Origin of the sequence: Maribacter sp. R86514, from assembly GCF_044597005.1 — a bacterium.
In the GTDB taxonomy this organism is placed as follows: domain Bacteria; phylum Bacteroidota; class Bacteroidia; order Flavobacteriales; family Flavobacteriaceae; genus Maribacter.
This window is the reverse complement of the sequence record NZ_CP138999.1, coordinates 2,618,848-2,640,483: the sequence shown is the minus strand read 5'-3', so window position 1 is coordinate 2,640,483 and position 21,636 is coordinate 2,618,848. Positions and strand designations below refer to the sequence as shown.

General features: G+C 32.3%; 19 protein-coding genes and 1 tRNA gene. 11 read left to right on the top strand and 9 right to left on the bottom strand.

Annotation, left to right across the window (positions count from 1 at the left end; all coding sequences use genetic code 11):
• Window positions 1-13: 13 nt before the first annotated feature.
• The 7 genes from SJY30_RS11575 (at window position 14) to SJY30_RS11545 (ending at window position 8,635) form a co-directional block, all read left to right on the top strand.
• Complete coding sequence (locus SJY30_RS11575) at window positions 14-706, top strand: 4'-phosphopantetheinyl transferase family protein (protein ID WP_396632333.1); 693 nt, start codon at window positions 14-16, stop codon at window positions 704-706.
• A gap of 205 nt (window positions 707-911) precedes the next feature.
• Window positions 912-1,703, top strand: a complete 792-nt coding sequence (locus tag SJY30_RS11570) for a polysaccharide biosynthesis/export family protein (protein WP_396632332.1) — start codon at window positions 912-914, stop codon at window positions 1,701-1,703.
• Window positions 1,704-1,813: 110 nt separating this feature from the next.
• Window positions 1,814-4,132: a GumC family protein gene (locus SJY30_RS11565; RefSeq protein ID WP_396632331.1), complete on the top strand. Its 2,319-nt coding sequence runs from the start codon at window positions 1,814-1,816 to the stop codon at window positions 4,130-4,132.
• Between the two features lie 322 nt (window positions 4,133-4,454).
• Entirely contained in the window at window positions 4,455-5,429 is a 975-nt protein-coding gene (locus tag SJY30_RS11560) for a hypothetical protein (RefSeq protein WP_396632330.1), read from the top strand.
• Complete coding sequence (locus SJY30_RS11555) at window positions 5,429-6,796, top strand: lipopolysaccharide biosynthesis protein (RefSeq protein ID WP_396632329.1); 1,368 nt, start codon at window positions 5,429-5,431, stop codon at window positions 6,794-6,796. The genes SJY30_RS11560 and SJY30_RS11555 overlap by 1 nt, the downstream gene beginning before the upstream one ends.
• Window positions 6,797-6,815: 19 nt before the next feature.
• The gene (locus SJY30_RS11550) at window positions 6,816-7,703 is read left to right on the top strand and encodes a glycosyltransferase family 2 protein (protein ID WP_396632328.1); all 888 of its coding nucleotides are present in this window, start codon (window positions 6,816-6,818) and stop codon (window positions 7,701-7,703) included.
• Window positions 7,700-8,635 carry a nucleotide-diphospho-sugar transferase gene (locus tag SJY30_RS11545; protein WP_396632327.1) on the top strand — a complete coding sequence of 312 codons (936 nt, stop codon included), beginning with the start codon at window positions 7,700-7,702 and terminating at the stop codon, window positions 8,633-8,635. The genes SJY30_RS11550 and SJY30_RS11545 overlap by 4 nt, the downstream gene beginning before the upstream one ends.
• Window positions 8,636-8,676: 41 nt before the next feature.
• Here SJY30_RS11545 and SJY30_RS11540 read toward each other — a convergent pair whose 3' ends face one another.
• Window positions 8,677-10,164, bottom strand: coding sequence for a right-handed parallel beta-helix repeat-containing protein (locus SJY30_RS11540; RefSeq protein WP_396632326.1), 1,488 nt, complete (start codon window positions 10,162-10,164; stop codon window positions 8,677-8,679).
• Window positions 10,165-10,564: 400 nt separating this feature from the next.
• Here SJY30_RS11540 and SJY30_RS11535 point away from each other — a divergent pair, with 400 nt between their 5' ends.
• Window positions 10,565-11,329, top strand: coding sequence for a WecB/TagA/CpsF family glycosyltransferase (locus tag SJY30_RS11535; RefSeq protein ID WP_396632325.1), 765 nt, complete (start codon window positions 10,565-10,567; stop codon window positions 11,327-11,329).
• A gap of 271 nt (window positions 11,330-11,600) precedes the next feature.
• On the opposite strand, the gene SJY30_RS11530 is transcribed toward SJY30_RS11535, so the two are convergent.
• On the bottom strand, window positions 11,601-11,735 hold the full coding sequence (locus tag SJY30_RS11530; RefSeq protein ID WP_396632324.1) for a transcription termination/antitermination NusG family protein: 135 nt from the start codon (window positions 11,733-11,735) through the stop codon (window positions 11,601-11,603).
• A gap of 245 nt (window positions 11,736-11,980) precedes the next feature.
• On the opposite strand from SJY30_RS11530, the gene SJY30_RS11525 reads away from it, so the two are divergent.
• Window positions 11,981-12,250, top strand: coding sequence for a hypothetical protein (locus SJY30_RS11525; RefSeq protein WP_396632323.1), 270 nt, complete (start codon window positions 11,981-11,983; stop codon window positions 12,248-12,250).
• Between the two features lie 98 nt (window positions 12,251-12,348).
• Here SJY30_RS11525 and SJY30_RS11520 read toward each other — a convergent pair whose 3' ends face one another.
• From SJY30_RS11520 to SJY30_RS11505, 4 genes are read right to left on the bottom strand one after another with little or no spacing between them, the layout of a single operon-like run.
• Window positions 12,349-14,067, bottom strand: coding sequence for a hypothetical protein (locus tag SJY30_RS11520; RefSeq protein WP_396632322.1), 1,719 nt, complete (start codon window positions 14,065-14,067; stop codon window positions 12,349-12,351).
• 7 nt (window positions 14,068-14,074) lie between these two features.
• Complete coding sequence (locus SJY30_RS11515; RefSeq protein WP_396632321.1) at window positions 14,075-15,295, bottom strand: DUF4249 domain-containing protein; 1,221 nt, start codon at window positions 15,293-15,295, stop codon at window positions 14,075-14,077.
• Complete coding sequence (locus tag SJY30_RS11510) at window positions 15,295-18,072, bottom strand: TonB-dependent receptor domain-containing protein (RefSeq protein ID WP_396632320.1); 2,778 nt, start codon at window positions 18,070-18,072, stop codon at window positions 15,295-15,297. Before SJY30_RS11510 ends, SJY30_RS11515 begins: the two co-directional genes overlap by 1 nt.
• Window positions 18,069-18,704, bottom strand: a complete 636-nt coding sequence (locus SJY30_RS11505; protein WP_396632319.1) for a hypothetical protein — start codon at window positions 18,702-18,704, stop codon at window positions 18,069-18,071. Before SJY30_RS11505 ends, SJY30_RS11510 begins: the two co-directional genes overlap by 4 nt.
• 371 nt (window positions 18,705-19,075) lie before the next feature.
• Here SJY30_RS11505 and SJY30_RS11500 point away from each other — a divergent pair, with 371 nt between their 5' ends.
• Window positions 19,076-19,276 (top strand): hypothetical protein, encoded by a 201-nt coding sequence (locus SJY30_RS11500; protein WP_396632318.1) that lies wholly within the window; start codon window positions 19,076-19,078, stop codon window positions 19,274-19,276.
• A gap of 32 nt (window positions 19,277-19,308) precedes the next feature.
• Window positions 19,309-19,593, top strand: coding sequence for a hypothetical protein (locus tag SJY30_RS11495; protein ID WP_396632317.1), 285 nt, complete (start codon window positions 19,309-19,311; stop codon window positions 19,591-19,593).
• Window positions 19,594-19,958: 365 nt separating this feature from the next.
• On the opposite strand, the gene SJY30_RS11490 is transcribed toward SJY30_RS11495, so the two are convergent.
• The 3 genes from SJY30_RS11490 to trxA all read right to left on the bottom strand — a co-directional run bounded on the left by SJY30_RS11490 (window position 19,959) and on the right by trxA (window position 21,478).
• Window positions 19,959-20,032: transfer RNA gene (locus SJY30_RS11490), tRNA-Asp, on the bottom strand.
• Window positions 20,033-20,103: 71 nt separating this feature from the next.
• Complete coding sequence (locus tag SJY30_RS11485) at window positions 20,104-21,033, bottom strand: DUF58 domain-containing protein (protein ID WP_396632316.1); 930 nt, start codon at window positions 21,031-21,033, stop codon at window positions 20,104-20,106.
• Window positions 21,034-21,160: 127 nt separating this feature from the next.
• Window positions 21,161-21,478 (bottom strand): thioredoxin, encoded by a 318-nt coding sequence (gene trxA, locus SJY30_RS11480; RefSeq protein ID WP_024481982.1) that lies wholly within the window; start codon window positions 21,476-21,478, stop codon window positions 21,161-21,163.
• Between the last annotated feature and the right edge of the window lie 158 nt (window positions 21,479-21,636).

Below are 21,636 nucleotides of genomic sequence, written 5' to 3'. Positions count from 1 at the left end.
TATGATTATTTAGATGACACATGTATTGTTTACTTATTTAACAGATGAAGGCAACGATGATTTTTTTGCTGAGGCAAAGTATCGTTTCTCAGCGGAGTTTGTAAACAAGTTCTCTAAATATAAACGTTGGCAAGATGCAAAATCTACTATACTTGGTAGGTTGCTATTAGCTTACGGATTACAGAATTTGTATCAAGTAGATATTAATAACCTCAAGATGAGTTTCTCAAAGGACAAAAAGCCCTTTTTAGAAAATTCGTCTATTCAATTCAACATTTCACACTCCAATGATGTAATTGTTTGCGCAATTACATCGGTGGGTGATATAGGTGTTGATGTGGAGAAAATCAGTGATATCAATATTCAAGATTTTAAAGAACAATTCTCTCGGTCAGAATACGAAGCAATCATAAACTCCTCAAATGTGCTAGAGCAGTTCTATAGATTTTGGACTCAAAAAGAGGCCATTGTAAAGGCAAATGGTTCTGGTTTGCATATACCATTGAATTCATTTGAAATAAATAACCATCAGGCAACAATTGGTAATCAATGTTATTTTTTGAAGGAAATACCTCTCAATCCCCGGTATATATGCAATGTAGCTACCCAAAATATAATATCCGATAGCGTAATTACGTTAACAAATCTCAATACGAAATTGATTTCAGATTTTGGGTCACGTAATAACTTTAAATCTTTCTGCTAATTGCGGTGAATGCCTTGTGTGGCCGTTAAAGTGTTTTCGTATATGTTTTAATCTAGACAAGGTTAGCACTATAATCACCGTTTTTCTTACTTACGACGATTATATAAACTAGGATGTCGGAATTACTATGAAACAGTTTTCTGATTGAAGTAATTTTGAAATTCACTATGTACGTTAACTATAAAGTTACCAAACTATTTATTTTATGAAAGCTGAATTTTCCCAAATCAACCTAAAAAAAACAAAAGCCAATCTGCTAAAATTTTCTTTGCTTCTGGTAGTTGCATTTCAAATGACATCATGTGGTAGCGCTAAAAAATCATCTTACTTCAATGAAGTAGGAAACAATTCATTCGCTACTTATTTTGAACCGTTAGAACCGATATTACAGAAGAACGATCTGTTAAGCATAAATATAACCAGTTTAAATGCTGAGGTAACAGAGATGTTCAATCTTGCCAATAAATCTGGAGGAGCACAGCCTACGGGTTATTTAATCGATCAAGATGGTTTCATTCGCTTTCCGGTTTTAGGTAAAATAGATGTTTCTGGGTTGACCAAAAAAGAGCTTAGAGAATACATTAGAGGCGAGTTGATTTCGAAAAGATTATTAATGGAGCCTATTGTAGATATCCGTTTTATGAACTTTAAGGTCTCTGTATTGGGCGAGGTAAATCAGCCTGCGGTATTTACGATCCCTAATGAGAAAGTAACTTTATTAGAAGCTTTGGGTATGGCCGGTGACATGACCGTTTATGCGCAGCGTAATAATGTGCTGTTGATCAGTGAAGAAGATGGAGTTAAGAGTACCAAAAGAATTGATTTAACTTCAGATGAATTGTTCACTTCACCGAATTACTACTTAAGACCTAATGATATCGTTTATGTTCAGCCTAATGATAGAAAGGTAAGAAATACTTCAAACGCTGCCCAGTGGTTTTCTGTGATATTAGGTTCGTTATCGTTAGCGGTAATCTCTATTTCTACCTTTAAATAAACGTAACAATATAGCTTTTAAAAACAGCTTAGCTAAAACTTTGAGTGATTTAACCAACAATAAATCGTTTAAGTAAACCAAAGCCTGTTTTCCATATAAAATTGAATATAATGACTGAAAAGGAATATTTCGATTCACAAATGGCTTCCAAAGAAAGTGGAGAAAATTTTGATTTGAAAGCACTATTTAGCAAATACCTTAAATCTTGGATATTATTCTTGATTTCTTTGATTTTTTTCATAGGCTTGGCAATTCTTGCCTTGCAATTTGTAGATACTTCTTATGACGTGTCGAGTAAAATACTATTGAAGAACGAAACCTCAAATATCGATGCTTCCGGTAATAACTTGGTGAACAATAATCCGTTTAGTAATTCAGAAAAAGTCAACAATGAAATTGAAGTACTTACTTCGGTTCATTTAATGCGTTCTGTACTTGATAGTTTGTCATTGCAATGTGAAATTACGGCTCCGGATGCTTTTCCAAAAAATGAACTTTACGGATCTGAATTGCCTTTTAAGGTCGTAGTAGATACCTTATTTCCACTTGCATATGAAACTACCTTAAAAATTAAAATTGAAGGTAATGATAGTTTTAGCATTTCTGAAGAGTTTGAAGATGCTTCAGAAGCTTCAAGTACAGCGAGCTCTTCTCATGGTTATAACAAATATAATTACGGCTATAAAATTGAAAAACCATACGGGATCTTTCAACTTGTAGAAAATGAGAAAGCTACTTCAAAAGATAAGGAGTTTATAGTTGAATTTAGGGATATTGATGAATTGGCTCACGACTATGTGAAAAAGGCATTGAATGTTTATGTGATAAATAAAGATGCTTCTGTTATAAACATTGAGTTGAAAGAATCGAATCCTGAAAAGGGAGAAGATATTATTAATGTTCTAGTTGAAATGTATGGTCAAAAAGCATACTTGGAAAAGAATGCCATCGCTTTAGAAAACGTAAAATTTATAGATAATCGTTTAAATACCCTTTCTGCAGAGCTTAGTGAAGTGGATATGAACGTTGCACAGTTTAAAACGGAAAATGAATTGGCTAATGTAGAGTTAGATGCAAATTCTTTTTCTGAACAAAAGATAGATTATGATCGCAAATTAGTAGATTCTGAAATTGAGCTGAAAGTACTGAATTCAATTGAACGTAATTTGAAGAGGGGCGATAATGAATCTACTATCAATTCTTTAAGTGTTTCAAGTTCTAACCTTACTTTTTTAATAGATAGTTATAACAAGTTACAAATCGATAGAAAAAGCTTGCAAAGAACGGTACCTGAAAACAATCCGAGAATGGTCGATATTAGAGACCAATTATCGCAACTAAAACGTAATATTCTGGGTAGCCTTTCTTCTTCAAAAAGAAGTCTACGTAATACTATTTCTAGTATTAAGAGTAGGTCTGATCAATTTGCGGAAAAAAAACAGAGTATACCTTCAATGCAACGCCAATTACTTGAAATAAGCAGGGAACAAGGTATTAAAGAGAACCTATTCTTATACTTATTGCAGAAAAGGGAAGAGGCTGCATTAATGGTAGGGGTAAAACAAGATAATTTTATCGTAATAGATAAAGCTATTACTGATTACAAATCTGGATCGCCAAGTAAAAAACTATTCTTATTGATAGCCTTATTAATGGCTTTGGCACTACCTATTGGTATAATTCATTTAAGAGACTTTTTAAGCACTAAAGTAAAAGATAAAAAAGATGTTGAGAAGAGAACCAGCGTACCTGTAATTGGTGAAATAGCTCATAATAAATCTAGAAAAAATTTAATAGAGAAAGGGGAGGAAGTAAGTGCCCTGGCTCAAGGATTTAGAATGATGAGAATGAACTTAGATTTTATGCTGTCTAAAAAGAAGGTGCAGACTGTTTTGGTTACCTCTGCAATTAAAGGAGAAGGAAAAACATTCTTCTCATCTAACATGGGTGTAGCATTGGCATCATCAAGCTCTAAAGTGGTGATTTTAGAATTAGATAAACATAACCCGGAATTAATTAAAACTCTAGGTGAAACAAAAAAGGAATTCGGAGTTTCCAATTACTTAAATCAACCTTTTAGTACCATTACCGTCAATGATATTTTAGTTCCCGTCAAAGACAATGCGAATTTATTTGCTATTGGTTTAGGATCTGAAAAAATTGATGGCTTAGAATCATTTGGTTCACAGAAAATGGAGGAGTTAATAGCTCAATTGAGACAAGAGTTCGATTATATTTTAATTGATTCGGCACCAATTGGCAAGTTGGCAGACACCCTTGCGCTTTCAAAGTATACAGATTGTTGTTTGTATATGGTACGTGCTAAACACTCTAAATTAGATGACTTAAGTATTATAGAAGACGTTAGAATAAATGAAAAGTTCAAGAACCCAATGGTAGTTTTGAACGATGTTTCTATTAATAAATAGTTATTTATAAATATAAGCTCAAGGTAAAACGAGTATGAATATATATTACATCGTCACTTTATTTTTCTTAATATTCGCTTCTAAAGCCAGCACCTTAGTTAAATCTAATTTAGCATGGTTTGTTTTTGAGATGTTTATGATAATTATTGCCCTTTATTTTAATAGGGTAAAGAAGAAAGACGTGCAATTTTTTATAATAAGTAGTGCAATTTTTTTCATCTATGTTTTAGTTAGATTCAAATTAAATCAACTACCTATAGATTATTTAAAGAGTGATGTATTCTATTTTTTCAAGTTCATATTAACATCCTACCTATTCTGTTTGATTCTAAAGGAAAAGACACTATACTATTTGGTAAAAGTAATTTCACATTTGGCAATGATATCCCTTGTGTTTTATGTGCTTCAATTTTATCAAGATGGTGCAATTTTAAAGGCAATAGGTGCAGCATTTGAAAGTATTACCGTAAAAACATATTCCTTACGATATTCCAACTTTTTAATATTTACGTACGATACTGTTCATTATTACAGAAATTCTGGTTTTTGTTGGGAGCCTGGGGCTTTCGGTTCATTTTTAACCATAGCGCTATTATTCAATTTTTTAATGAATGATTTTAAGTTGAATAAAGAAGCATTTATTATTACACTTGCGATTCTTACAACAGTTTCAACCACAGCGTATTTGGGGGTGTCTCTGTTATTTTTTTTAAGATACCGAGTGTTAAATAAGGGAAGCAAAGTAACCATTATTGCTTTTGTAATCTTATTGGCCATTGCAATTCCCAATGTACCATTATTAGGAGAAAAAATAGTTGAAATTTATGACCAAGATATAAGGGATCTTAAAAGAATTGAGGAATTATCTACCTATTATGACGATGTACAAAGACAAATTCCATTAAATAGATTCGCTAGTGTAATTTTTCTTTATGAGCAGTTTGATTGGAAGTTGTTTTTAGGCGTTAGTAACCAATATGACGAGTATTACAAATATGAATACAATATCAATATATCGAATGGTATAATGGATTTTATAACCAAATTCGGTGTTGTAGGTCTCTTTGTATTATTGTATCGATATGGTACTTTATGCAAGATGTATCTCCGTAAAACCGAATATGTTATGTATTCCATACTGATTTTACTGATTCTGAGTTTTGGGGAACCCATATTAATGTTGCCTATTTGCGTCATATTTATGTTCTTGCCAACATTTAAGAATCAAGATTTTTCGGTTTTATCCTTTAATTACAGAACAAAATATTTAGAATTGCAAAAACCTAATAATTTATAATGATAAAAAGGTTTAATTCCATAAGGGTAACTGTTCAATCGTATTTCCAAGGAAATTCTAGAACCAGTCTGTTGATTAAGAATGTTTTTTCATCCTTGATCTTAAGGGGTTTGGGTACCGCTATAAACTTTTTGTTTGTTCCTTTGGTTATTAATTTCGTGAATGCCGAACGTTATGGTATATGGTTAACCTTAAGCTCTGTATTAACTTGGTTTACACTGTTGGATATTGGATTTGGTAACGGATTGCGAAATAAATTCTCAGAAGCTGTAGCCTTAGATGATATTAAAGAGCAGCGAAAATTGGTACATACTACTGCGGCTGTATTAATATTGATTTCAACCATCATATTCATATTAAACGTCATATTTACAGATCAAATAAATTGGGATGAATTTCTAGGGGTAGACGCATCTTATCGAACGGAACTACAACAACTGATTTTTCTTTTAATTTCCTTTTTTAGCTTACAATTTATATTTCAAATTTATAATCCAATACAGTTTGCCCTTCAAAAGCCGGCAATGATTGCGAGAACCATATTACTGGGTAATGTACTTGGCCTAATTGGTATTCTGTATTTAAGGGAATTTTCAGAACCTTCTTTATTCAATTTAGGTTTTGTGGTTATGGGTAGTAATGTACTTTCTATTTTTCTTTTTACCGCATACTTCTTTGTAGTACAAAGACCCGATTTAATACAAAAAATAGAAAAACCAACCACGGATACTCTAAGGTCTATCTTTTCATTGGGTATCAAATTTTTCTTTTTGAACATTGCATATATGGTGCAGTTTCAGACGAGTAACTTTTTAATAAGTAAGTATTTTACTCCAGAAAAAGTAACCGAGTTCAATATTGCTTTTAAGCTATTTAGCGTTGCTTCTTTGGTGTTTGGTATTATCCTTAGTCCGGTGTGGAGTTCGGTCACCAATGCACAAGTAAACAATGATTACACATGGATTAAAAAATTAATAAAGAAACTGCTACTTATTTGGGTCGTTATTGCCGTAGGTTGTGTTATAGTATTATTAATTGCGCCTACTATTTACAATTTATGGATTGGTGATATTATAACCATACCATTTATAACCTCATTGGGTGTTGTCCTTATTGTGTTATCAAATTGTTTTTCAGAAATATTTATCAGTGTATTGAACGGTATGGGTAAAGTAAATTTACAGTTCTATATATCCATATTTGTAATCATATTCTTTGTGCCTATTGCCTATTTCTTTTCGGTAGAATTGGAATATGGAATATTTGGAATATGTATGGCAATTGTGATAACGAATGTCAACGGATTAATAGTAGCGCCCTATCAGGTGTATGTTGAAATGAGAAAAAATCGAAAGTTACCAGCTTAACAGTTGAAATAAATTAGAGATGATGTCAACTAATGATAAGAAATTAATTACTGTTTTACTTACGTGTCACAACCGTAAGGAGAAAACGTATAGCTGTTTGCAAGCGCTATCTAAATGTACTTTAGATGATGGCTTCGCATTGAAGATTTTCTTGGTAGATGATGGTAGTACCGATGGTACGACAGAATATTTACAAGGAAAATTTAATAATCTTCAGATCATACAAGGTTCAGGAGACCTGTTTTGGGCAGGCGGTATGCGTAAAGCTTGGAAATTTGCAAATGACCATGAAAAAAATACAGATTACTATTTGCTATTAAATGATGATACCATCGTTTTTGAAGATACTATTACCAGATTGTTCAGTGATTTAGCGTATATAAATGAACCTAAGAGTATAATTGTAGGTCCTACTTTAGATCCAGATTCAAAGAAAATTTCATATGGTGGTCATCAGCTTTTAAATAAGCTCACTTTTAAAAGTAAAATGTTAGTACCTAATAATGAGTTTCCTCAAAAATGCGAAATGGGTAATGCCAATATTATGTTGGTGCCAAAAGAAGTATATAAAGAGATTGGTTCGCTTACAGAAAGCTACACCCATGGTATCGCAGATTTTGATTATACATTAAAGGCTTTGAAAAGTGGTATAAGCACCTATATTTCAAGTGCAAGTTGCGGATATTGTGTTAACGATCATGGCGTAAACTGGTTAACTCAAAAAAGTAATTTAAAAGATAGAATTAAGTACTTATATAGTCCTACAGGACTATCTTACAGTGAATATTTACAATTTATTAAAGCACATTTTCCTTTACACCTGCCACAAGCGTTTATATTGTTGTGGGGTAAGACCTTGTTCCCTATTATTTGGCAATTATTCAAAAATGAAGACTATTTAAAATGAGAACATCTACACCACAAGCTCCAGTACTATTTATCATTTTCAACAGACCTGAACAAACAAAAAAGGTTTTTGAAATGATACGCAAAGCGGCACCTAAAAAACTTTATGTTGCTGCAGACGGACCACGAAATAATGGTAAGGATGACCTACGTTGTAAAGAAACTAGAGCTATAATAGATTTAGTAGATTGGGACTGTGAGGTCAAAACTTTATTTAGGGAAGAAAATATTGGTTGTGGTCTAGGACCAAAAGAAGCAATTGATTGGTTTTTTGAAAACGAAGAAGAAGGCATTATACTTGAAGATGATTGTTTGCCTTCAGAAAGCTTTTTTAGATTCTGTTCAGAATTATTGGAAAAATATAGAGATAATAACCAGATAATGCACATTGGTGGTTCTAATTTTCAGAATGGCTATGTGTCAGATTCTGAGTACTCTTACTACTTCTCTTATTTTAGTCATGAGTGGGGTTGGGCAAGCTGGCGTAGGGCATGGAAACATTATGATTATGAGGTTTCTACCTATCCGGAGTTAAAAAAGAAAGGGTATTTTGATAAATACTTCTCTAATTTTATAGAAAAGAAATACCGACTTAGCAAGATTGAAAAAACAATCAATGCCAAAGAAGTTTCTTGGTGGGACTATCAGTGGGACTATACGAAACTGATTAATTCAGGATTGTCTATTATTCCGAATCAAAATATGATCAAAAATCTTGGTTTCGGTGAAGATGCTACGCATACTTTAAGTGCCAATGACGAAAGGCAAAAAAATGAAGCCCATGAAATAAAATTTCCCTTAACGCATCCTAATTTTGTAATTAGGAATATAAAGGCAGATAGAAGATATTTTAATGACTTTTTTAAGAAGACAATTCTACGTAGAAAAATATTAAGTTTTTTACGAATTCCTGGGTACTCTTCTGAAGGATAATTTAAAATTTATAGGTCCAACTATAATCCTGCCAATTCGTATTAATTAGCTGCATTACAGTTGAAATCAAGTACAATGGGTGCTCTAGGTTCAAAATCAATATCATCCCTATAGTCTACAACTTCAAAACTGTATTCAGGCCAAATGATATTTGTAGGGTTACATGAATCATAAACTAAACAGTCGATTATTTTATTACCACCTGTAGTTTCAAAAGCTGCAAATATGAGAGCGTTAGATTCAGCTTGTCCTCTGTTTTGACCTAATTCGCCACATATGATATCTTTGGCGCGCAATCTATTAAAGGTTACATTCCCAGAACCTTCAACTGAAGATGCAACACCGTTACCCATCTGTAAAAAGTCAACATCTTCCACAAGAGCGCCAATACCGCCACGTGCACCTTCGGTATTTTGATCTTCAATCATCACACCAACACCCCTAGGACTATTGTTGCCCACTATCAAGCCGTTTTTTATCTGTTGACCTGCACTTTTGTAGATACTAATATTATCTTCTGTCCACGCAATTTCCCTGTCATTGATTACTGAAAAATACTCCAATAATCCTCCAATGCATTTATCATATTGTACTAATTGCCCTCTAGGAAAAGGACCCCTCATATTATGGCCTTCAATATAGGTCAATACAGATTCGTCACATTGATCTAATCTAATACCTGTAGAGCCATCCTCAACTTTTACACGCGTAATCACTAAATTTTGAGAATCAAATCCTTCAATGCAATTTCTAGTAGCATCTGCTAAAGGACCACTAGAAGGGGCATCTGTATAAGTTATAGAACAGTTTTCAATAGTTAAGTTATCTGCTTCAGAGAATTTAATTCCCATATAAGCACCAGTGTATTCAATGATACAATTAGATATTACTACGTTGGTAAAACCATTGATTTCTATACCATGTTGATTTGATGTTTTTATATGCAGATTTTCTATACGCTGATTATGTTCAGTAACTATAATAGGGCCAGAATCTTCACGATTGCTAGAACATGGCGTTTCTACAATCTCGGGTTCAACATTCTCAGGTTCTACGATTATAGGTATTACGGTATAGTTTTCTTCTTCTCCATTTTCAGTCGTTACCGTATAGGTGACTTCTTCACTAAAATCTTGTGGAGTGCCGGTATCTGGTGTTACCGTTGAAGCAGAATCTACGGTAATGGTAGGTTTTAGTTGTAGCGTAGATGTGCTACTGGTATCAATGTCAATATATATTAGATTTTTTTCTTCATCTATAACACCTACAATGTCTGAGTTTAAACCAGTGTTATCTATAGATTGAATGATAAACTCGGTAATTTGAAGAACTGGAATAAAAATAGATTCTTCTTTTGTGGCATCTTTAATAATAGATTCGCTAAGAATATCATAGTCAGACGAACAAGATCCTAGCTGGAGTAAAGGGAATACTAATACGATTGAAAATAATAATGAAGTATTAAAGTACATAGGTTGAAGTCTAGTTTTAGCCATAATTCTAATTTTTTCACCAAACCATGAATACATGAATTCTTATTTAGTTTGAATGCCTATTCTTTTTAGATAACTAGGTTTCTTATGTTATGTTGTCTTTGATATTGTAAGTTCGATTAACGGCTATTACTAATAATTAGCTAATTACAATTTTCTAAAAGGTATATTTTGTCTTCCTGTATATTTTTACAGTAATCTTTTCTTTTGTGTTTTGTATATTTTTTTAACCCTATAATGCCACTTGTATATTTAATGTTTTAAAATTTTTTGCATAAAAACTACAAACCATAACAGATTAACGAAACTATACATAGATTGTCCTTATATATAATATATTTACCTAGTTTTTATGATTAATGCAATTATAATTGCAACTATTATTTATGCTTGATTAATGAGATTAAATAGTTTTTTAGGCTTAAAAATGAAATACATGTTCCATGCTTTTTATAGTAGCCCAATGAATATAACACCAAAAAAAACTGAAGTCTTTTGCTTGGGATATCCTGTGTTTAATACTTCTTTAGATAAACTGCCTCTAAAATCGAAGTTGTTGGTAAGTACTATTAATCAATACTCCTATTGTATATCAGAAGAAGATGCTGCATTTAAAGAAGCACTTTTAAATAGTGATGTTCTTTTACCTGATGGTGTAGGTGTTGTATTTGCATCAAAGTGGTTAAATGGTGTTAAGGTAAAAAAAATAGCTGGTGCTGATTTTCATGACTATCAATTAAAACGCTTAAATGCGATAAGTGGTTCTTGTTTTTACTTAGGCGCTTCTAACGAAACTTTAGCTAAGATAAAGGCTAGACTGCAAGAAGATTACCCTAATGTAAAAGTGGGTAGCTATTCTCCACCTTACAAACCTAACTTTACAGAAGAAGATAACGCTAAAATGATACAGGAGGTGAACAATTTTAGCCCAGATGTATTATTTGTAGGTATGACTGCGCCAAAGCAAGAAAAATGGTGTTATGCAAATAAAGATGTGCTCGATGCTAAAATCATTTGTTCTATAGGGGCTGTGTTTGATTTTTATGCAGGTACGGTAGAAAGACCTGGTAAAATATGGCAAGATTTAGGTTTAGAGTGGTTTGGTCGTCTTTTAAAAGAGCCTAAAAGAATGTGGAGACGCTATATTTATTATGGTGGTGTTTTTGCTAAACATTTGTTGAAGGCAAAATTTAGTAATTAATGGTATTTCACTTTTAGTTTCTCTTTTTCATTAAAAAATAGGTTAAAAAAAGGAAATGTATTTTTAGGAATGAAATTGATTTTATTTACTTCTTCTTATTTCTAAATTTTTCCTGTTGTACTCTCAAAAAATACAATTAATTTATTCCTTTGTTTTCAATACTATATTTTGACTGGCTTTATATAAAATTTTGAGATGGATAAACTTTTTATCTACTGATATTTAAAATTATTGCCAATACTTAAGATTTAAGTATAGCTACTTCAATTGTCTACTTTCTATCGCTCCATTGCTTCACTTCTTTGATCATAGGGCAATAAACATCTAGTTGATGAGATGACAACCTTTCGGCCACCTTCTTTTCATTTTTTGGTTTTATATAAAGTACGTACCAGTTTTTATTCATAGGGTATAAACGTAGATTCTGTAATTAGGTAACACTCTTTTTGCTTTAATAGTATTTATAAGTGCCCTAAAATAGGGATTTCGTAAGTGATTTTTTTGTTTTAAAGCCTTAGAATATTGTGAATTAGTAGTTTGAAGTACTGTAAAATTTGTTTCAAATAATTTTATTGTAAGAAAAAGATTACTTAATTTATACTATTATCATATTTAGGTCGTTTTAAATGTAACCCAAAATCTTATCGCCTTATGTTTTTAAATCTATTTAAGTCTAGTGCAAAACAAGTAAATAAGCAATCTCTTTCTGAAAATTCAGTTTCTAATGAGTTGAACTCTTTATTAAATGATTTAACAATTGAAAGTCCTACAAATCAGAAAGATTCCAAAATAGAAGGTGTTATTAAAGAAAAGGCTGTTAAAGCTGTGTCATCTTTGGAAAGACAAATTGAGGAAAATCAGATTCTATACGCAAAAATAATGCAAGAGCGTATGATGAAAACGCGTAGAAAATTAGTTTAGGTTGTTGGTTGTCTAATATGAATTAGGTTTAGAATTCATCGGAAATAATTTCAGTTACAGATAGTTTGCTAAAAAAAAAGTAACCTCAAAAATCTTATTTATTCTACAATGAACAATTCTGAAGCATGAATACGATGTCCATTTTCGCTAAATCCTTTTATCACGATTTCGAATTCCCCGCTAATATCAGATGTATAGAAACTAGTGCTAAAATTAGCATTTGAGCCTTCTATATTAGGAATCCATGCTAATTGACTTCGAAAATCTGGAATGTGTCTTTTCAATTCTTTTTTGGTTCCCGAATAATCTTCTTTGTAATAATTTTTATTGGCTCTGAATTGTTTGTTTGGGAAACGTTGTGTTTTATTGTCCAAGTATGTTTTATAGGAATCTCCTTCAAAAGTTCTTATGTCCATAACCCCTTGAAAACTATGTGATCCATAAAGATATTGATCTCTGGCAATGGTAATTTTTTCAATTGATTTAGATGGTAGTGTCAAAAGTCTTTCATGGTCATGAATGTAAGCCCCATCTAGTAGAACCAAAGAAGAAATACCAGAGTCAAGTAAAGGTAACTTTGGAATTATTTTGAAAATTGTTTTTCCATTGTCATCTCTTGTTATGGAAATAAGTTTTAATATTTCTATAAATGTTTCTTTCAATGTAGTAAACCTTGTGTATTCATCTAATATATACTCTGTGGTTTCTCCGTCATAAAATGAGGGTATAGGTTTGGTTTGAATTATGGAGTCTGGCTTACTGTCAAAATATGCATTTTCAATTTGGTTATGAATGCTTCGTTCAATAATAAGGTCCTTCATTTTTCTATTTATAAAAAAGGAATTGAAAATAACGTTTCCGTAATCTATATCTTGTTTGTTTTTTATTCTGATTTTTTCAAAATTACCGGTACTTGAAAATGGGCGGATATACATATTTTCATTGTTATTTCTAGCTGATAGCGGTATTGTGAAATCACCTTTAATATTTGTTGTTGTAACGTGAAAAGAATTATTTTCTCCAGGAAATGAAATCATTAGTTTTTGAACCGTATTTTTTTCTTGTTCTATATTACCCGACATAAATTCGCCTCTTGCTTCTGGTAAAAAAGGATAAGATGAGGGTCTCTTATGATTGTTGTTACTCATTATCAAATTTGTGATGGTATCAATGCGATTATCAAGAGTAGTTATTTTTCTTACCGATATAGAATATGTTCCAGATAATTTTGTTCCAAGAACAGATGAAACTTTTAGTTTCACTTTCTCACGCTTGTTATAAGTGTTCTTATCAATTTTTAAGTTAATGATTTTATTATTTGCGCTGTTTTTCTTATTCGAATACGTAGTTTTTACAAATGAATCATTTTTAAGCTCTTCTCCAAGAAATACATTTTGGTTGCCTAAATAAGGATTAAGTACTGTAATGTCTTTTTTAAAGAAAGAACTAGGTCCAAAATTTCGCATCCAGTTGGTATACCCAATGAGTTTGTAATTACCGGAAGGTAAGTCTGCGGGTATAAAGAACTCACTAAAGGCTGAACCATTTGTTAGAACTAGCTTATGTTGAAAAACTATTTCATTTTGTTCGTTTAATACATCTACGTAACCCACTTTACTAATTTTACTAGGTAACATTGATTCTAATATTACACAATAAAATTTGTAGTAAAGATATTCTCCGGCAAACGATAAATTTGTATTTGTATGAATAAAAGCAGTTTCTTCAGGTATATTATTTAGATCAGCGTCATCAGTCTGTCCGTAAAGCATACTGCCTGTTGATAATAAAAGAAATAAGAGTATTGTGTATTTCATTTTCTTGTTATTCTTCCCAAAAATCTGGGACAATTTTACTACTAAATCGAGTACAATCCCCACAACCTGCAGGTGTCATTAAGAATGGACCGAAAATGTCCAAATTAAGAGCGTTAGCTTCACCGTCGTATTCACTAAAAAAATCTACACCATTTGCATCTATTAAACTAATTAATGGAGAACCTCCGGCTTCATTTACCAATGGAGGTGAAACAATACTGCAGTCAATTATGTAGTTTGGAATTTCTTCACCTGGAAAAAGATTTTCATAATTAAAAAACAATCGTTTTTCATCAACAGAATTTACTTCAAAAAAACCAATAACCCTTTCAGTATTGTTTTGTTGTGAGCGAATGTTTCCTTCTAAAAAACCAGTCTGTATTTGTGAGAACAAACTTTCTGAACTGGAGAAGGTATTTAGGGTTTCGTAATAGGTGAACGCCTCTTTACTTTGTACATATTGTTTAACTAGTATGCTATATCTATGTGATAAAATGTAGTTTTCCCTATCAATAAACCGAACGGGAAATCTACTAACTCTATCTTCACCTAATTCAATTGTTGATGTCTGAATTATACTTTTGGAAATATCCGTACTATAACAAATAGCTGAAACCTCATCAGATAATCTATAATCAACCGCGGGAGTAGGTAAAGGGGAAACTACATAAGCTTCAAAACCTCTTGAAGAAAAGGGTGTGATTATTTTATAGGTCTCTTCATATTCATATAAATAGTAGTTGCCATTATTTGTCGGATCAAAGCTGTTAAGATATATAAACACCCCTTCTTCTAAATCATCTTTAAACTCACGTACAGCAATAAGTTCGTCAATATTTGATTTTGCCCTAATGCTACTTGGTTCTGAAACATAAGAATTTCCATTTGATGTAGTAACGCTCAATGTGTATGATCGGTCTTGTTCAGCGGCAAAAGGAAAGCTTGAGTTATAACTACCATCGCCCATATCGTCAAAATTAAAAATACGCCCGTTATCATCAGTTATTTGGACACTAGCCCCAAGTTCTACTGAAGTAATAACCGTATCTAAAGGAAATGAACGAGATATTAGAATGTTCTGAGTTTTATTTTGGTCTGTTATCCTTCCTTCTATAACAAGTGCACTTTCAAAAGTGGGTTCATCATCAAACTCAAAAGGTTCTGTACAGCTGTAAAGTGCCCAAAGAACAAAACCTAAAAAAAGAATACGGAGAATTGTCTTATGCATCAAAATTTTAAATTATAGGTTATTGTGGGTATTGGTATAGTGAAAATGGAACTTTGTAAAGGTTTTAATTCTCCATTTTCAGTAACAAAAAATACCGAATAAGGATTATTTCTGCCTAGTGCATTATATACGGATATATTCCAAAAGCTGTGCGCAATTTTTTTTAGTTTATGATTGCCCTCTATGTTAATGCCTAGGTCTAGTCTGTAATAATCTGGAATTCTAAATGCGTTACGGTCACTATAATAAACATACTCAGCTTCATTGTAATTATATCTTCCAATAGGGAAGGTAACAGGTCTACCAGTTTGGTATACGAAGTTGGCAGAGACGCTATAACGCTTGGTAAATTTATAATTAAGAACAGCACTGAAATCATGCGGCTTGTCATAGTTGGTTTTAAAAAATGCTCCGCCATTTACCCGTTCTTCGGCAAACTCACTGTCTAGCTTTAAAAAAGATCGCGAATAGGTATAGGAAATCCAACCATTTAATGCGCCAGAATTTTTTCTCGCAAGAAATTCTACACCGTAGGATTTCCCTTCACCCTGTAGTGTTTCGGTTTCAATAGTTTGGTTCAAAAGTAAATCTGATCCAACTTTAAAATCAAGAATGTTTTCTGCTGTCTTGTAATAGCCTTCAATGCTTAATTCATAAGTGTTTGCATCTATATTTTTAAATAATCCAATACTATATTGGTTGCCCAATTGCGGTTTAATGTTGTTGTCTGATAACTTCCAAGTATCAATTGGTGAAATTGTGGTGTTATTTGAAAGTCTGTGTATATATTGAAATGTACGGTTATAACTAGCTTTAAGAGATAAGTCTTCTTTTAGTAAATACCGCCCGGCCAGTCTTACTTCAAGCCCTCCGTATGTTTTTGAAAATTCACCATTATCGTAGTTTACGGTATCAGAACGGGTTTCGTCGTTTTTGGGTGCGTTTTCTTCATAAATACGTTCTTGTCGTTCTCCAAAAGCTGCAAAAAAGGAATATCTAAGACCAATGTCAATTAAGAATTTATCGCTAACCTTATAATTGTCGGAGAGATAAATTGCAGACTCTAGAGCACGTTCCTCATTAATATTTATACTGTTTATTTCTGAATCTTCGTTTAATGGGGCAAGATAGCCTGGTTGTGTTCTGTAAAATTTCGCCATGATGCCATAATCGAATTTATGTTTTTGACTGTGCAGGTATTTCATGCGCAACTTGTATTCTGTTTCGTTTATACTAAAACCTAGATCAAAGTCATTGTTAGAAGCACCATCAAATTCAATATTAAATTGGTATTTACTATTGGCAATGGTTAATTGCCCGGTATTTTTTTCATTGAATTTGTGCTCCCAATCCAAAGAAAATAAACGATTATTGTAGCCAAAAATTGAATCTGATGTTATACTGAAATTGTCATTACTGTAATATCCAGTAGCTTTGAGTGTATTATTTTCGTTTATAGTGTGGTTATATTTGGCAATTGCATCGTAGAAAGAAGCTTCACTGTTTTTTAAGGATTCTTCATCTAGTGAGCGTAAGATCCAATTTGAGTATGTGCTCCTGCCTCCAATTAAGAGACCTGATTTTTCTTTGATAATAGGTATTTCTAAAGCAACATTACTAGTTACAGGTCCAATTGCAGCCTCACCTGAAAACTTTTCAGTATTCGCATTCTTTGAGGTAATGTCAAAAACTGAAGATAACCGGCCACCATATTGAGCAGGTATGCCACCAGTATAAATTTGTAAGTCTTCTGTTGTAAACGGATTCACAGCTTGAAAAATTCCAAAAAAGTGGGAAGGATTGTAAATAACGGCATGGTCTAATAAGATTAAATTCTGATCTGTTGAGCCACCACGTACATTGAAACCTGCTGCGCCTTCCCCTGCAGTTGAAATTCCCGGTAAGGTGGTTGCTACTTTTAGCACATCGCGTTCGCCCAGAATTAGAGGTATGTTCTTGGTCTCTTCTACTACAATTGATGTGCTACCTGTTAATGCTTCTTCAACATTTTTATTTGCATCTGCTGCCACGACTACTTCATCTAAATATTCGATGCTTTCTTTTAATGATACATCTAATGTGCCATCACTATAAACTATAACTCTTTTGACTGCGCTTTCAATTCCTATGGAACTATATTTAAGAAAATTTTCACCAAGCGGTATCATTAATTCATAATAACCGTTAATATCAGTGGTGGTACCTGTTGTTCTATTATTTAAAGATATAGTAAGGTTCTGTAGAGGTTGCTTAGTTTTTTCATCGACTACATATCCGCTAATTTTAAAATCGTCATTTGGTTGATTTAGGTTTTCTTTACCGATACGTATCGTTTCTACTATGCTTTTAGATTGTTTGGGTTGATCAAAATAAACAGGTCTTTGCATTCTAACAATACTTTCTTTAACTATAGTATCGCGTTTTGCTCCAAAAAATGTACTTGGTAAATTGTCATAGATAAGGCTATTTTCGGTTAGTACAATTTGAGTATCCGAATACTTAAAATAGTTAATGGTTGTACCTGTTAGTACATTTTCTAAAATTTCTTCTAATTCTTTATTGGTTGCAACATATTTTACTCTTTCGTCTTCTAACCAATTTTTTTTATAATAAAAATGAATGCCTGTTTCTTTTTCCAGAACATTAAAAACCTCTTGCATGCCAACATCGGCGAATTCGACCGAGAAAAGTTTTCTCTCTTTCCTTTCTTGTCCGTTTACAGATTGACTTAATACCAAGAGAATAATGAGAATGGTTATTTGTGCAAAATTTCTCATTTTTCAAAAGATTTTTGTATTTCTCCAAAGATTAAAATATAATTTTCTTTTGGATTTATTTTTACCAAACGCTTATTGTAAAGTTGATTGATTTCTTTTCTATATACTGGAAACACTCTTAGTAAATCACTTTTTTTGTTTAAAGAATAAATCTGATTATTGTATTCGAAAAAGTAACTGCTTTCATCAAAAAACTCATAATGAACGAATTTTGTAGAATATCTTTTAAGCTTTTCCTTTTTGTGTTTTTTAAGAAGCTTTATATCGTCAGAAAACCATAACACTTCGTGAAATCCTTTGGTGATTTTAGAAATTTTGTCACCAATATTAATGAATTTTTTACCTTTAATACTGAATTCGCTGAGTCTATTTTTGTATAGTTTTAAAACAGGAAATTTCTTTAGATGTGAGATGTCAAGTAATATGTCGTCAGCATCTAAATCATATTTTAAAGGAACATTGCCATAATATTGATTGCTATAGACTAAACTTCCTATTAAAAAGTCATTGCTCTCAAAAAATTTATGGTTTTCGTTAATGGTCCTGTAATACTCAACATACTTTGTTCCATTATATAATTCTGTGTTCTGTAAGCCTATAATTTGATCAATACTATTGAGAGTATTTCCCAAATAATTTTTTTGTGCATTTATTATACATGAATAGAGTAGTAGTACAAAAAAGACTGAGGTAAAAATACGTTGCAAATTTTGTGGTTTGGATTGGTTGTCTTAAATGTAAAAAATTTATAGAGATAATATAGTTCTGTAGGTAAATTATTATAAATAGTGATAGGTTAGACAGCAATAAAATTGGTTTTCATAAATATGTGGTGGTATATATTAAGATATGATATTTTTAAGTTTATTAAACGGGATGCAATAGCATTTTTAATAGGTGTTACAATTCTTCATGAGTATGTACACTTAAGTGACATTATGTTTGGAGAAACAGTTTGGAGAATAAACGCTGGTATAATTCTGAACACACAAAATTGATTTTTATGAAAAAAAACAGATGTATTTGGTTCTTTATTATAATAGGGCAAATGACCCTTGCACAAAAAATGGAGTGTCAAGAGATTGAATTCTATAAAAAGGCAATAGCTTATACTTTGGATGATGTAAAGGATTCTTTAGTTATTAATGTAAATAACATACCCAGATTAACATTTATAAGATTGGAAGAAGCAGGGTTTCATTAATAGTAAAGAAAAGAGAAAAATAGAACTCGCATTTGAAAAAAAAATCTGATAGCAGTGTATGTAATGAAATAAAAACGTTCATACTAGAACTTAATCCTTCACAAAGAGTGTCTAAGGAGAACTATTATTTAAAATATCTTTTTTCAAAACCTGTAGTTATCTCAAAAACAAGGGCTGTAGTGTTTAGAGAAAGTATATTGAAAAATAAAATTTATCCATCTGGGGGTAAGGCTGTAGGTTGCAATATGGGAATTTTCTTTTCGAACAGTTCTGGAATATGGCAGGTCGATGAAAAAATATGTTTAGAGATGTATTAGAGGAGGTAAATTTGGAAATAGGTAAGATCAAAAATATGTGAGTCATTAAAGTAATAACAAATTAATTCAAACTTTTTTTTTTGATGGGTTTGAAAGGGTAGATTAAGGTAAAGAATTATAGTGAATATGAGTTTGAGATAAAAGGTGAGTTATGGTTATATACGGTATCTTCTATTGATGTTAAATTCTATGATTTCTAAAGAATACTTGGCTTGTGATAGAGGTTAAGAGCATTAACAAAGTTACAAAGGTGATTCAAATTTTATATAAAATTGACGAGTCATCTCCGATGGTTCTAAACCGTAAAACCTAATTTGTAGATATCTAAATACAAAAAAAGCTCTCAATTTCTTGAGAGCTTTTTGCGGTCTGGACGGGACTCGAACCCGCGACCCCCTGCGTGACAGGCAGGTATTCTAACCAACTGAACTACCAGACCGTGGCGTTTAGCGAGTGCAAATATATGTGGTTTATTTAATTGCACAAACATTTTTTTACTTTTTTTTCAATCTAGAGAAATTTATTTCTTTCTACGAGAAAAGTATTGAGGACTGTTGAGAAATCTCGGTGTATATCTATGTCCACATATTTGATTTTATATTGAGCGCATTTCATTTTAATGTCAGATAAATACGCGGTAATACGTTCATTATAAGCTTCTTTAATATTATCGGCATATAAGTCTAAATGTTCGCCGGTTTCCACGTCGACAAATCTTTTGGGTGTATTTTCAAAATTGAAGTATAATTCGCGATTTTTATCCATAGGGTGAAAAAGTACAACATCGTGCTTATTATATTTCAAATGACGGAGTGCTTCGAACAATTCATCATCGTTTTTTTCGGTTTGGAACATATCCGTAAACAGAAAAATGAGACTTCTTCGCTTGATATTTTCTGCAATCTGATGTAAGTAGGTGTAGGTGTTTGTTTCTTTTGGGGGATTTTTAGCCATGCCAACTTCACTTAATTGCGCCAATAGCATTTGAAAATGACGCTCACTACCTTTTTCAGGTGCGTAATAATTATAGGCATCAGAGTAAATACTCAAACCTACGGCATCTCGCTGCCTTTTAAGCACGTTCATTAGCGCAGCAATTGCCAAGACGCTAAATCCTATCTTGTTTAAGGAATCAATGCTTAAATTATCTATCTGAGGATAATACATAGATGCAGAATTATCTAAGATCATGTGGCACCTTAAATTGGTCTCTTCTTCGTATCGCTTTGTGTAGAGTTTATCTGTCTTTGCAAATAGTTTCCAATCTATATGTTTGGTGCTTTCACCATTGTTATAGATTTTGTGCTCGGCAAACTCCGCAGAGAACCCGTGAAAGGGACTTCTATGTATTCCGCTAATGAAACCTTCTACTACTTGGTTAGCTAGCAGCTCTAGGTTAGAGAATAAGGATGACTTGTTTAATTCTGATTGTAGATTCACACTTCTAAAGATAATAAAGACGGTTAAACTTTTGGATGCAAGGAATTAAAATTATAACAAATAAAAAATCCTGCTTTTAGCAGGATTTTTTAAATTTTATATTCCCCCTTTGGGGGTTCTGGGGCTTTTACAAAGCTGCGTCTATTGCATCTGTGTAAACTTTCTTAGGTGAAACACCTACTTGTCTGCTTACAATTTCACCACCTTTAAATACTAATACTGTAGGTATGTTACGTACCCCGTATTTAGCGGCGAATTCTTGATTTGCATCTACGTCAACTTTACCAACAACAGCTTTGCCGTCATATTCAGTACTAACTTCGTCAATGATAGGGCCTACCATACGACAAGGACCGCACCATGCTGCCCAAAAATCTACTACTACTGGTTTATCGCTTTTTAATACTACCTCGTCAAAAGTAGCATCTGTTATTTCTAATGCCATCTTAATTTCTTTTATTGATTATGCAAATTTAGTCAATTATTCTTCTGTTTCCTTACAGCTTGGCAATTCGTTTTGCCTATTAAGGTATCAAGCTAATTTATATATTTATATAGTTCTTTTCTTACATAGCATCACGTCTTATAAAGTATAATTTGCGA

Bases quoted from the DNA above. Each gene is read 5' to 3' on its own strand.
- SJY30_RS11530 (WP_396632324.1), bottom strand. From the start codon at position 11,735: ATGAATAAAAACTGGTACGTACTTTATATAAAACCAAAAAATGAAAAG.
- SJY30_RS11535 (WP_396632325.1), top strand. From the start codon at position 10,565: ATGTTCCATGCTTTTTATAGTAGCCCAATGAATATAACACCAAAAAAA.
- SJY30_RS11575 (WP_396632333.1), top strand. From the start codon at position 14: ATGACACATGTATTGTTTACTTATTTAACAGATGAAGGCAACGATGAT.
- SJY30_RS11550 (WP_396632328.1), top strand. From the start codon at position 6,816: ATGATGTCAACTAATGATAAGAAATTAATTACTGTTTTACTTACGTGT.
- SJY30_RS11515 (WP_396632321.1), bottom strand. From the start codon at position 15,295: ATGCATAAGACAATTCTCCGTATTCTTTTTTTAGGTTTTGTTCTTTGG.
- SJY30_RS11525 (WP_396632323.1), top strand. From the start codon at position 11,981: ATGTTTTTAAATCTATTTAAGTCTAGTGCAAAACAAGTAAATAAGCAA.
- SJY30_RS11565 (WP_396632331.1), top strand. From the start codon at position 1,814: ATGACTGAAAAGGAATATTTCGATTCACAAATGGCTTCCAAAGAAAGT.
- SJY30_RS11555 (WP_396632329.1), top strand. From the start codon at position 5,429: ATGATAAAAAGGTTTAATTCCATAAGGGTAACTGTTCAATCGTATTTC.
- SJY30_RS11545 (WP_396632327.1), top strand. From the start codon at position 7,700: ATGAGAACATCTACACCACAAGCTCCAGTACTATTTATCATTTTCAAC.
- SJY30_RS11500 (WP_396632318.1), top strand. From the start codon at position 19,076: ATGAAAAAAAACAGATGTATTTGGTTCTTTATTATAATAGGGCAAATG.
- SJY30_RS11520 (WP_396632322.1), bottom strand. From the start codon at position 14,067: ATGAAATACACAATACTCTTATTTCTTTTATTATCAACAGGCAGTATG.
- SJY30_RS11570 (WP_396632332.1), top strand. From the start codon at position 912: ATGAAAGCTGAATTTTCCCAAATCAACCTAAAAAAAACAAAAGCCAAT.
- SJY30_RS11540 (WP_396632326.1), bottom strand. From the start codon at position 10,164: ATGTATTCATGGTTTGGTGAAAAAATTAGAATTATGGCTAAAACTAGA.
- SJY30_RS11510 (WP_396632320.1), bottom strand. From the start codon at position 18,072: ATGAGAAATTTTGCACAAATAACCATTCTCATTATTCTCTTGGTATTA.
- trxA (WP_024481982.1), bottom strand. From the start codon at position 21,478: ATGGCATTAGAAATAACAGATGCTACTTTTGACGAGGTAGTATTAAAA.